Source organism: Nocardia sp. NPDC046763 (assembly GCF_040645495.1).
Taxonomy (GTDB): Bacteria; Actinomycetota; Actinomycetes; order Mycobacteriales; family Mycobacteriaceae; genus Nocardia.
In genome coordinates this window covers 269,713-282,164 of sequence record NZ_JBEYYI010000008.1, presented here as the reverse complement: position 1 = coordinate 282,164, position 12,452 = coordinate 269,713, and the positions used below count along the sequence as shown (strand labels likewise).

Sequence of the window (12,452 nt, the reverse complement as noted above, 5' to 3'; positions counted from 1 at the left end):
AATGGGCGAGAAACGACATCCGCACTTCGATCCGGGACTGATGGTCCAGCGGGCAGCGGAGCGCAAACCGGACGTGGAGGTGATGCTCGACAAGCCGTTCGCGATCCAGCCCGATCTCGGAACCAGTTTCACCGTCGCGGATCTGGCCGCGGTGGTGGAGTCCTTCGCAGGCCGGCTGTACGCGCTGGGGGTGCGACCGGGGGATCGGGTGGTGGTCTACAAGACCAACAATGCCGATATCGTCGCGATCGCACTGGCGGTGGCGCGCATCGGTGCGGTACCTGCGCTGGTGCATTCATTCCTGTCGGTGGCGTCCGCCAGCGAACTGGTCCAAGTGTTGAATCCGCAGTTCATCCTGACCGATTCGGAGAAGGTCACCGGCCGCGGGTGGGATCCGCGGCAGGCGGCACACGGCGAGGCGACCGTGCTGCTCGCGGCAGGCCGGGTGGCCGGGTTCACCACCGTCGGTGACGTGTTGCCGGTCGACGTGCCGGTCCCCCCGGACTCGGACCCGGACGCCACCCGGATCATCACCCACACCTCGGGGACGACCGGGTTGCCCAAACTGGTCGCACAGACCGCGGCCGGACTCGAGGCGCATATCGGGTTCCAGTACCGGGTCAGCAAGCTGCGGGCCCGAATTCCGTTGCGGTGGGCGATGTGCACGTCGTTCGTGCACATCCGCACCTATTCCGCGCTCGGCACCGTGCTACGACGGGGCTGGCCGTTCGCGCTGCTCGCCGACGCCGATCTCGACACCGCACGGGAAGTGTTCCTGCGCTTCAAACCCGGGCTGATCGAGACCCATCCGAATCAGTTCGTCGAGTGGGAGCAGTTCGCCAGCGACCCCACCCGGCCGCTGCGGCAGGTCCGGTTCTTCATCAATACCTTCGACGCGATACATCTGCGGACGGTGCGCCGGTTGATGGCGGCCACCGATCGCAGATTCGTGGTGTACTTCCAGGGCTACGGCCAGACCGAGTCGGGTCCGGCGACCATCAAGTTCTACACGCGGTCGGTGGTGCGGTGGGCGCACGATCGCTGTGTGGGGTATCCGCTGATCGGGCGGACCCGATTCCGCACCGCGGGCACCCCGTCGAATCCGGCCCGCATCGAGGTCTCCTCCCGGGGACGCGCCCTGACCTACGTCGGCCAGGACGAGCGCTTCGCTGCCCAGTGCGACGGGGGGTGGTGGGACATGGGCGATGTCGGCTACCGCAGTCGCTGGGGCTGCCTGCACCTGATGGACCGCCAGGTCGATCAGATCGACGGTCTGCCCAGCGGGCTGGCGATCGAAGACGTCCTGATGCGACGGCTGACCCAGCTGCGCGAGGTGATCGTCCTTCCCGGCGGCGGTGCTCGGCTGCTGCTGCTGGTATGCACGAAATTCGATGAGCCACTGGATATGCCGGCCTGGCAGGCGGCGATCGCGGACCTGCCCGACATGCACGCGCCCCTGCACGTGCGCTGGAGCGATCTGCCGCTGACCGCCACCGCGAAGGTGCGGCGTCTGGAATTGCAGCGGATGCTCGAACGGAACACCCTGCCGACGCTGTCGGAGACGGGATTCCTGGGGGCGGGGGAGCTCTAGACCAACAGAGCGGCGGCGGTGGACGCACTCCGGAGAGTGGGACCACCGCCGCCGCGCTGTCTCAGCTCGGATGCCGAGCTGTTACGTATCCGGCCAGAATATCGGCGAAGTGCTCGAAGGATCCGTCGTTCTGCCTGGTCGCTGCGAGCGGGGGATCATAGTGGTGGTAGCCGGGCACCAGAATGCTGTCGCGCGGCATGATCGGGGCCACCAGCGTTCCTTCCTGGCTCTCGGTGCCCCAGACCGTGAGGGTCGGCTTCGCGCGGGCCTGGGTGTCGAACCGCATGGGCGCCAGATCGCCATCGCGCGCACCGGTTTGGATCATCGGATTGTCGACCGCCTCGTAGCGGAACGGGAAATACGGTTCGACGAAGTCACCGTGGCTGGTGGCCAGTACCCGCGCGATGTCACGGATGTCCACGGTCTCCTTGGTCTTGTCGGTGAACCACACCTCGTCGTCGAGTTCGTCGAAGCGCTTCCAGGTATAGAGCGCGGACTTGTCGGTGGGCCGTACCCGGATGCTGCCGCCGGTCACCGTGCGCAACAGTAGGTCACCGACCAGCGGAATGGACCGCACAAAGGCGTCGTCGGCCGGAAAGTCCTTGGGCGCCACCGGCCCACCGCTGAGCGCACCCACACTGGCCAGCGTCAGCCCGATATTGAGTGAATTGTCGTCGAGCAGTGTGCCGAGGAACGCGGTGTTGGTGAACCGGAACTGTTCGAGGCCGTCGATGCCGAAGGCGGCATCGGCATAGGTGCCGCCCAACATCACCCGGAACGAGGACGTCAGCGCGGGGACGCCCGCCGCCAGTTTGTTGAGATCGGTCTCCGCGTCCGGGGCGTAGTGTGCCGCGATGCCGGCGATGGTCACCAGCGTCCACCACTGCGGATTGAATCCGGGGGTGTTGTTGAAGCTGCGCTGCAGTGTGCCGGCGCGGGTCGCGGCCACCATGTCCGCATGAGTGGCTCCCGGTAGTACGGAGGCGACGTACTTGGTGAACGGATTGTCCTGGATCGCAACGGCATCGGAGGTGGCCAGGCTCTCCAGAGCGTACATTCCAGCGCACTGCTGGTACCCGGGGCCACCGTCGCCGAAGTCCCAGGAGGCGAACCAGCCCGCCATGAGCGCGCCGTCGGAGTGACCGCCGCAGAAGGTGCGCGTGGCGCGGAAGTCCGGATCTGGCAGGTCGTGCCGCATGATCGTGTACTGATCCGTCACCGCCTGTGCGGCGCCCATATCGGCCAGATAACCCAGTTCGGAATCCGGACGGAAGCCCGCGAAACGACGGCCCGCGATCGGCTTGCCGCCGAAGTAGTAGTCCCATGCGAGGTGATAGTCACCGGCCTCGTCGGCCGCGGTCAACCCGGTGGTGTCGAAGGCGCAGCCGAATCTGGGGTTCATGGACCAGAATTCGAGCGAGCTGCCGCGGGCCGCCGCAGCGGTGATTGTGTCGCGGGCGAGATTGTCGAGGCTGAACCCGCCCAGAAACGCGCCCGGTTGGGCGATCACGACGCTGTCGGACCGCTCCGGGTCGTCCGGCCCGCCGGTCCGGCGATAGCGGATGTATCCGATGTAATCGCAAGCGCTGGGATGGGACGCCGCGCCCGGCAGCATGGGTGCGTACAGCTGGACGCGGCTGACCGTGATGCCGTCGGCGGTGTCGATGACGGTTTCCGTGCGGTCGGCGGCATCCGGTGTCGCCGTGGCCGGTCCGGAAAAGGCCGGAATCGCCAGACAGCAGAGTGCGAGTGACAGACGGCACGCGAAGCGCCGTGCATGTGAATTGTTTGCTTTACCCATTATCGGCTCTCTCAGTGGGCGGAGGAGCCGACTGTCGCACACGAAAGTTATTGGCAGCAACCAGGAGTCGTGATAGCGGGGAAATAGGGGTATCGCCGTGCGCATGAGATGTGCGGGGCCGGTGTCTGTTTCGAAGGTAGGGGACGACTAGGGGTTTCGGCCGGGCCGGTGATTACAGCAGTATTCGCAGGGAGCCGACAGCGTAGCTGGTTGACGGCGAGCATCAGCATCAATCTCCAATTCGGCTGGATATCAAGAATATTCGGCAGCTGGGTAACTCTCGCGAACTCGCGACGTCCGCCGTGGAAACTCCGGCATGGACGCGCACACGCAGGAAGGTGAACAACGATGGCCACCGAATCCGATCTCCGCAAGTACCTCAAGAAGGCCGCGATCGATCTGCAGGAAACGCGGCAGCGGTTACAGGATGTCGAGGCGCGTGCGCACGAGCCGATCGCAATCGTGGGTATGGGCTGCCGCTTCCCCGGCGATATCGAGAACCCCGCCGACCTGTTCGACACGGCATTGGCCGGCCTGGACGTGATCACCGAGTTCCCGCCCGACCGTGGATGGGATGTCGAGTCGGCGTACAACCCGGACCGGGAGAACAAGGGCACCACCTATGTCCGGCACGGCGGATTTCTTTCCCGCCCAGGAGATTTCGATGCCGCGTTCTTCGGCATCTCGCCGCGTGAGGCCCTGGCCATGGACCCGCAGCAGCGGCAGTTGCTCGAGGTGGCCTGGGAGGCGCTGGAGAACGCCGGCATCGATCCCACCACGCTGCGCGGCACCGCGACGGGTGTGTTCGCCGGCGTCATCGCGCCCATTCATCCGCCGGAGCCCGATGACAAGTCGCCCTTCCACGGGCTGGTGATGACCGGCAACACCGGCAGTATCGCCTCGGGGCGCATCGCCTACATCCTGGGCCTCGAGGGCGGCGCGGTCACCGTGGACACGGCCTGCTCCTCGTCGCTGGTCGCCCTGCACCAGGCGGTCCAGGCGCTGCGGACCGGCGAGATCGATATGGCACTGGCGGGGGGATCGACAGTAATCGCCGGCACCGCGGAGTACGTCGAGTTCTGCGCGCTCGGCGCGCTGGCCCCCGATGGGCGCTGCAAGTCGTTCGCGGAGTCCGCCAATGGATTCAGCGTTTCCGAGGGCGCTGGTGTGCTGGTGCTGGAGCGGCTCTCGGACGCCGAGCGCAACGGTCACCGGATTCTGGCGGTCGTGCGCGGCACCGCGGTGAACCAGGACGGCGCGAGCAACGGTCTGACCGCCCCGAACGGGCCGTCCCAGCAGCGGGTCATCAAGCTCGCCCTGGCCGATGCCCGCCTCGGCGCCGCCGATGTGGACGTGATGGAAGCGCACGGCACCGGTACCCCGTTGGGTGACCCGATCGAGGCGACCGCGCTGCTGGCCACCTACGGGCGTGAACGCACGGGTGAGCCGCTGCTGCTGGGCTCGGTGAAGTCCAATATCGGGCACACCCTCGCCGCCGCCGGCGTCGCGGGCGTGATCAAGATGGTGGAGTCGATGCGCCGCGGCGTGGTGCCGCCGACACTGCACTTGGATACGCCCACCCCACACGTGGATTGGGAAGCCGGTGCGGTCGAACTGGTCGCCGCGGCGCGGGACTGGCCGGACAACGGGCGTCCCCGGCGTGCGGCGGTCTCTTCGTTCGGCATCAGTGGCACGAACGCGCACGTGATCCTGGAGCAGGCTCCGGTCACCGCGACCACAACGGCCGACGAACCGGCCGAGGCGCCGGAAGATACCGACGCCCGGATCATTCCGTGGATCGTCTCGGCGCGCAGCGCCGACGCCCTGACCGGTCAGGCGCGCCGACTGCTCGCCCGGGTACGTGCCGACGAGCGGATCTCGGCCGCGGATATCGGCCTGTCGCTGGTGACCACGCGTGCCCGCCACCCCTTCCGCGCGGTGGTGCTCGGATCCGACCGTGGCGAACTGCTGGCCGGCCTCGAGCAACTGGCCGGAGGAAGCGCCGCACCCGGCGTGACCATCGGCGGGGGCTCGGTCAAGGGCAAGACGGTGTTCGTCTTCTCCGGGCAGGGCTCACAGCGCGCGGAGATGGGCCGTGAACTGTATGACGCGTATCCCGTGTACCGCGCCAAGTTCGACGAGATCTGCGCACTGTTCGACGCCCGGCTCGAGCGCCCGCTGCGCGAGATCGTCTTCGCCGCGGCCGAGAGCGCCGACGCCGCGCTGCTCAACCGTACCGACTTCACTCAGGCCGCGTTGTTCGCCTGCGAGGTGTCGTTGTTCGAGCTGATGCGTTCCTGGGGTGTGAATCCCGATCTGCTGGTCGGACATTCGATCGGCGAGATCGCCGCCGCGCACGTGGCCGGCGTCTGGACGCTGCCCGACGCGGTGAAACTGGTAGCCGCGCGCGGCACCCTCATGGCGGCACTGCCCGGCGGCGGTGCCATGATCGCGCTGGCGGCCGGTGAGGACACCGTCGCTCCGCTGCTGGCGGGCCGGGAGTCCGAGGTGGGTATCGCTGCGGTGAATTCGCCTGGCTCCGTCGTGATTTCGGGGGTCGAGGCCGTCGTCGAGGAGATCGCGAAGGCCGTCGAGGCGACCGGTGTGAAGGCGACGCGGTTGCGGGTGAGCCATGCCTTCCATTCGCCCCTGATGACGCCGATGCTCGATCAATTCCGTTCCGTCTGCGCCGAATTGACCTATCACGAAGCCACGCTGCCGGTGATTTCGAACGTCACCGGCGCCATCGCCACCGCCGAGCGCCTGCGCGACCCGGAGTACTGGGTGAGCCACGTCGGCGCACCGGTGCGCTTCGCCGCGGGTATCGCCGAGGCGGCGCGGGTGGCCAAGGCGGGTTCGACCTTCCTGGAGGTCGGGCCGACCGCGGCCTTGACCGCGTTGGTCACCGCGACCCTGGCCGAGGATGCCGACGAGACCGAGGGCGGTCCCGAATTCGCGGCCGTCCCGGCGTTGCGCGCGCTGCGTCCGGAGGCGATGTCGCTGCTGACCGCGCTGGGCACCGCCCACGGACGCGGGACCGCCGTGGACTGGGCCGCCCTGTTCGCCGGTTCCGGTGCGGAACTCGTCGAATTGCCCACCTACGCCTTCGATCAGCGGACCTACTGGGTGGTGGAGGGCACCGGCTCGGGCGATCCGCGCCAGCTGGGACTCGGCGCCGCCGAGCATCCGTTGCTGGGTGCGGTGGTGAGCGTGGCCGACGGCGGGGATGTCCTGCTGACCGGTCGTCTCTCGTTGTCTTCGCACCCATGGTTGGCCGACCACGCGGTGGGGGGCCGGGTACTGCTGCCGGGTACTGCCTTCGTGGAGCTGGCCCTCTATGCCGCGAACGCAGTCGGGGCCGCCCGGCTGGGCGAGCTGATGCTGGCTGCCCCGCTGGTGATTCCCGATCGCGGCGCGGTGCAGATCCAGGTCCGGGTCTCGGGTGGTCAGGACACCGACGAGTGGCAGCTCGGAGTGTTCTCCCGGGCCCAGCTGCCCGACGCCGAGGCCGGTCCGTGGATCGCCCACGCCACCGGCGTACTGGATTCGGCCGCGGCCGAGGATATTCCGGTCGATGATCTCCAGTTGTGGCCGCCGGTCGGCGCGGCCGCGGTCGAGGTCGGCGACGTCTACGACATCTTCGCCGCGGGCGGCTACGGTTACGGCCCGGTTTTCCGGGGTCTGAAATCGGTATGGAGACGCGGGGAGGAGTGGTTCGCCGAGGTGGCGCTGCCGGAGCAGGCCGCCGGTGACGCCGGGAAGTTCGGTCTGCACCCGGCGCTGTTGGACTCGGCCCTGCACATCTCGCTGGTCGGGGCACTCGTATCCGGGGATGTCGAGACCGTGAAGCTGCCCTTCGCCTGGGAGGGCGTCTCGCTGGCCGCGGTGGGCGCGTCCGCCTTGCGGGTGAAGCTGACGCAGGCCGGCGACAAGATGGAATTGATCATGGCCGACCCCACCGGCGGCGCGGTCGCCCGGGTGGAATCGCTGACGGTGCGCGCGATCTCGGCCGAGGCGCTGGCCGGGCCGTCTTCCTCGGTCGCCGACGCGTTGTTCGGGCTGAGCTGGGTCGCCGCGCCATCCAAGGAAGTGGACGGCGCCGGCGAATGGTTGGCGCTGCCGGATCCGACGGTGTCCAGCAACGGAACCGGTCTGTGGGAGCTGGAGCGGGGCACCGTCGCCGGACGCGACGTCATCGCCCTCACCACTCCGGCGCCGTCGGCGCAGACACCGCTGGCCGCACTGCACTCACGGACCGCCGGGGCCCTCGAGCGCGTGCAATGGCTTCTGGCGCAACAGGATTACACGAATGCCGCCCTGGTTGTCGTCACCCGCAACGGGATAGCCGTGGACGGCGGTGAGGACATCGATCCCGCGAGCGCCGCCGTCTGGGGTCTGCTGCGTAGCGCGCAGAGCGAGAACGACGGTCGCGTGCTGCTGCTCGACCTCGACGCGCACAGCGCCGCGCCCGAACCGCGACGGGCCGCCGTGGCCGCGATGCTGGCCGCGGACGAGCCGCAGGCGGCACAGCGGCGCGGCGGGCTGCTGGTGCCACGATTGGTGCGGGCGGGCGCCGATACCACGACCGGGGCGCATCTCGCCGAATCCGGTTCACCGTGGCGGCTGGGCATCCTGGACAAGGGAACCCTCAACGGCGACAACATGATCCTCGAGCCAGGCGACGACACCGCCGACCTCGAGCACGGACAGGTCCGGGTGCAACTGCGGGCCGCTGGCATGAACTTCCGCGATGTCCTGATCACCCTGGGCATGTACCCGATCGAGGGGACACCGGTGGGTGGTGAGGGTGCGGGTGTGGTCGTGAACGTCGGCCCCGGCGTCACCAGGTTCCGGCCCGGTGACCGGGTCATGGGCCTGTTCGCGGGTGTCGGCTCGACGGTGGTGACCGATCAGTCCGCCGTTGTCGAGATGCCGTCGCGATGGACCTTCGAGCAGGCTGCCTCGGCGCCGGCGGTGTTCGGCACCGCCTACTATGCCCTGGTCGATCTGGCCGGGCTGAAAGCTGGTGAGTCCCTGTTGATCCACGCCGCCACCGGCGGTGTCGGCATGGCGGCTGTGCAGCTGGCCCGGCATTTGGGCGCGGAGATCTACGTGACGGCATCGGAGCCGAAATGGCCGGTGCTGCACGGCATGGGATTCGAGGACAGTCACATCGGCAATTCGCGGACCTTGGACTTCGAACAGAAGTTCCTGGCGCAGACCGACGGTCGCGGTGTGGATGTCGTGCTGGACTCGCTGGCGGGCGATTTCGTCGATGCCTCGTTGCGTCTGCTGCCGCGCGGCGGTCGGTTCATCGAGATGGGTCTGACCGACGTACGCGAACCCGCAGAGGTCGCCGCCGCCCACCCGGGCGTGGACTACCGCGGCTTCGTGCTCATGGAGGCGGGTGCGCAGCGGCTGCAGGAGATCCTGACGAAGCTGGTTTCGCTGTTCGAATCCGGTGTGCTGCAGCCGCTTCCGCTGACACTGTGGGATGTGCGCCGGGCGCCCGAGGCGTTCCGCTACCTGTCTCAGGCCCGGCACGTCGGTAAGAACGTGCTGACAATCCCTGCGCAGCCCGATCCGGCGGGCACGGTGCTGATCACCGGTGGTACCGGTGGTCTGGGTGCGGTGGTGGCCCGTCACCTGGTGCAGGAGCGCGGTGTTGACCACCTGGTACTCACCTCGCGGCGGGGGCCGGCGGCCGAAGGCGCCGCGGAACTGGTCGAGGAGCTGTCGGCCGCGGGCGCGAGTGTCGAGGTGGTGGCCTGCGATGTCTCCGATGGCACGGCTGTGCGGGCGTTGGTGGCGGGCATCGATCCGGCGCATCCGCTGACCGGCGTGGTACACGCGGCCGGCATCATCGATGACGGGCTGTTCACCGGGCAGACACCCGAACGGGTCGCGAAGGTGCTCGCGCCCAAGGCCGATGCTGCCTGGCACCTGCATGAGGCGACCCAGGATCTCGACCTGAAGATGTTCGTCACCTTCTCCTCGGTGGCGGCGGTCTTCGGTTCGCCGGGACAGTCGAACTATGCGGCGGCCAACTCGTTCCTGGACGCGCTGGCCACGCTGCGCCGCCGCCGGGGCCTGGCGGCGACCTCGATCGCCTGGGGCCTGTGGGAGCAGGCCACCGGGATGACCGGGGCGCTCAGCGACACTGATCGCGCCAGGTTGCGGGCGGGTGGTTTCATCCCGATCGCGACCGAGGACGGTGTCGCGATGCTGGACGGCGCCGTCGTCTCCGGTCAGTCCTACGTGGTGGCCTCCCGCATCGACACGGCGGTGCTGCGTAACGTCGATGCCGCCATGCTGCCGCCCGTGCTGCGCGGTCTGGTGCGGTCGGTGCGCCGCGCCGCGGACGCCGGCGCCGAGCAGGCGTCGAAGCTGGTCGCCAGCCTGAGCGGGTTGAATCCCGCCGAGCAGGAGAAGGTGCTGCTGGATCTGATCCGCTCGCATGCCGCGGCGGTACTCGGGCACGACTCCGCCGACTCGGTGGGCGCCGATCACGCCTTCAAGGATCTGGGTTTCGACTCCCTGGGCGCGGTCGAGTTCCGCAACCGGCTGAAATCCTCCACCGGCCTGAAACTCTCGACCACCGTCGTGTTCGACTACCCGACCCCGCTCGCGCTGGCCGGTTACATCCGCGAGGAGATCGCGCCCGCCGACGATGTGGTGGCGCGGCTGGTGGCCCAGGCCGATGTGCTCTCGACGGCCTGCACAGGCGTCGAATTGGGCAAGGCCGAAATCTCGCTGCTGGCCGACAAATTGAACGAGATCATCCGGAAACTGCAGGGCGACAACGATTCCGGAATCGACCTGGACACCGCCGAGGACGACGAGCTCTTCGATTTCATCGACCAGGCCCGGCCCTCCAGCCTCGCCTGACCACCGTCGCGCAGGACCAGGAGAAATCATGGCAAGCGAAGAAGAACTCCGCCGATACCTGAAGAAGGCTGCGGTGGAGCTGAAGGATACCCAGCGCCGCCTCGACGAGCTCGAGGCCCGCGCCGTGGAACCCATTGCGATCACCGGGATGTCATGCCGATTTCCCGGCGGGGTACAAACCCCGGACCAGTTCTGGGAAACGCTCGAGGACGGTCGCGACCTGTTCGGTCCGCTGCCCACCGATCGCTCCTGGCATCACTGGCTGGGCCTCAATGGCGGCAGTTACGTCGATGAGGGCACCTTCCTCTACGACGCCTACGATTTCGACGCGAAATTCTTCGGGATTCCGCCGATCGAGGCGCGCGTCATGGACCCGCAGCATCGGATCCTGCTCGAAATCGCTTGGGAGGCAATAGAACGTTCGCGCATCGAGCCCGGCTCGCTGCGCGGCAGTACGACCGGTCTCTATTTGGGGATGAGCACCCAGTCCTACGAGTGGGTGGGCTTCAACAAGCACTGGATCGGGGTCGAGGGCTACCTCATGACCGGCAGCGCCGTCGCCGTCGCCGCCGGCCGCATTTCCTATCTGCTCGGCCTCGAGGGCCCCGCCGTCATGGTCGACACCTCATGCTCGTCTTCACTGACGGCCATCCATCAGGCTTGCGCGGCACTGCGATCCGGTGAGGTCTCGATGGCCCTGGCCGGCGGCATCATGGTGATGTCGCTACCCCTGTGGTTCGTGGCTTTCTCACGGCTGCGGGCGCTGGCCCAGAACGGCCGGCCCAAGCCGTTCGCGGCGGCCGCCGATGGCACGGGCTGGGGGGAGGGCGCGGGCATGCTCATGCTCGAGCGGCTTTCCGACGCCCGGCGCAACGGGCATCCGGTACTGGCACTGATCCGGGGGTCGGCCGCCAACCAGGACGGTGCGTCCAACGGACTCACCGCACCGAGTGGGCGGGCTCAGCAGAAAGTGATCCGGCAGGCGCTCAGCAACGCTCGGGTCAGCGCGGCCGAGGTGGACGTCGTCGAGGCGCATGGCACCGGCACCGTGCTGGGCGATCCCATCGAGGCGCAGGCGGTGCTCGCCACCTATGGCAAGGATCGTCCGGAGGGCAAGCCGCTGTGGCTGGGATCGGTGAAATCGAATCTCGGGCACACCCAGGCCGCGGCGGGCGTGGCCGGCGTGATCAAGATGGTGGAGGCGATGCGGCACGACCTGGTACCGCCCACCCTCGGGGTCGACGCGCCTACACCGCACGTCGACTGGGACGCGGGGGAGGTACGGCTGCCGACGACCAAACAGCCGTGGGTCCGTGCTGAGCACCCGCGGCGGGCGGGCGTCTCCTCGTTCGGTTTCAGCGGCACCAACCTGCACGTCATTGTGGAGGAGGCTCCCGAGCAGATTGTCGAGGAACTGCCGCGGGACACCGAAACTGCTCTGCCACTGGTTATTTCGGGAAAGACGGAGGAGGCGTTGCGGGCGCAGGCGGCCAAGCTGCGCGATTGGCTCGTCGCCCATCCGGATACGGACCTGCGGGACGTGAGCTTCTCGCTCGCGACCACCCGGACCGCGCTGGAACACCGCGCGGCGGTGGTCGCCGACACCCGGGAGACGGCGATTGCCGGGCTGACCGCGGTGGCGGAGGCCACGACCGCGGCGGGTGTGTACCTGGGTCGTACGGGTAAGCCCGCCGAATTCACACTTGTCTTCTCCGGCAAGGGAATCGGTGCCGATCACCAGGCCCGGTCGGCGTATCCGGCCTTCGCATCGGCCTACGACGCCGCATTCGCGGCCGGTGCTCCCGCGGCCGACGCCGCGGTGGCGGCGGCCGCCGGTCTCCTCGAAGCATGGGGTGCGCCGGACGATTACACGCGCCCCACGCCCGGGGCGGTGGAGGTGGACGCCACGGACCCGGGTGCGGCGGCGGCGATCGCCTGGACCGGCGGCGCGGAGCTGGATTGGCCGGCGGTCTACGCCGGTCGCGCGGTCCGGACCGTGGATCTGCCGACCTATGCGTTCCAGCGACGGCGTTTCTTCATCAATCCCGACGTCGAATCCGGATCCGCCGCAACACAGCTCGGCAATGACGGCTCACAGCTGGAGGAGGAGTTCCGGGTGCACTTCCACCTGGACACGGACGGCTCCTCACTGCCGCAGTCCTGAAGCGGCAG

Annotated in this window: 4 protein-coding genes; 3 read left to right on the top strand and 1 reads right to left on the bottom strand. The window is 68.3% G+C overall.

The features are described from left to right. The first annotated feature begins 1 nt into the window (after position 1). Positions 2 to 1,591 carry a class I adenylate-forming enzyme family protein gene (locus tag ABZ909_RS16435; protein WP_356999879.1) on the top strand — a complete coding sequence of 530 codons (1,590 nt, stop codon included), beginning with the start codon at positions 2 to 4 and terminating at the stop codon, positions 1,589 to 1,591. Positions 1,592 to 1,652: 61 nt separating this feature from the next. Here ABZ909_RS16435 and ABZ909_RS16430 read toward each other — a convergent pair whose 3' ends face one another. Then, positions 1,653 to 3,392: a hypothetical protein gene (locus ABZ909_RS16430; protein WP_356999876.1), complete on the bottom strand. Its 1,740-nt coding sequence runs from the start codon at positions 3,390 to 3,392 to the stop codon at positions 1,653 to 1,655. Positions 3,393 to 3,740: 348 nt separating this feature from the next. Here ABZ909_RS16430 and ABZ909_RS16425 point away from each other — a divergent pair, with 348 nt between their 5' ends. Together ABZ909_RS16425 and ABZ909_RS16420 are read left to right on the top strand one after the other, a co-directional pair. Then, a complete protein-coding gene (locus ABZ909_RS16425; protein WP_356999873.1) occupies positions 3,741 to 10,280 on the top strand; it encodes a type I polyketide synthase in 6,540 nt (2,179 codons plus the stop codon). 28 nt (positions 10,281 to 10,308) lie between these two features. Then, a complete protein-coding gene (locus ABZ909_RS16420) occupies positions 10,309 to 12,444 on the top strand; it encodes a beta-ketoacyl synthase N-terminal-like domain-containing protein (RefSeq protein ID WP_356999870.1) in 2,136 nt (711 codons plus the stop codon). Positions 12,445 to 12,452 lie beyond the last annotated feature (8 nt).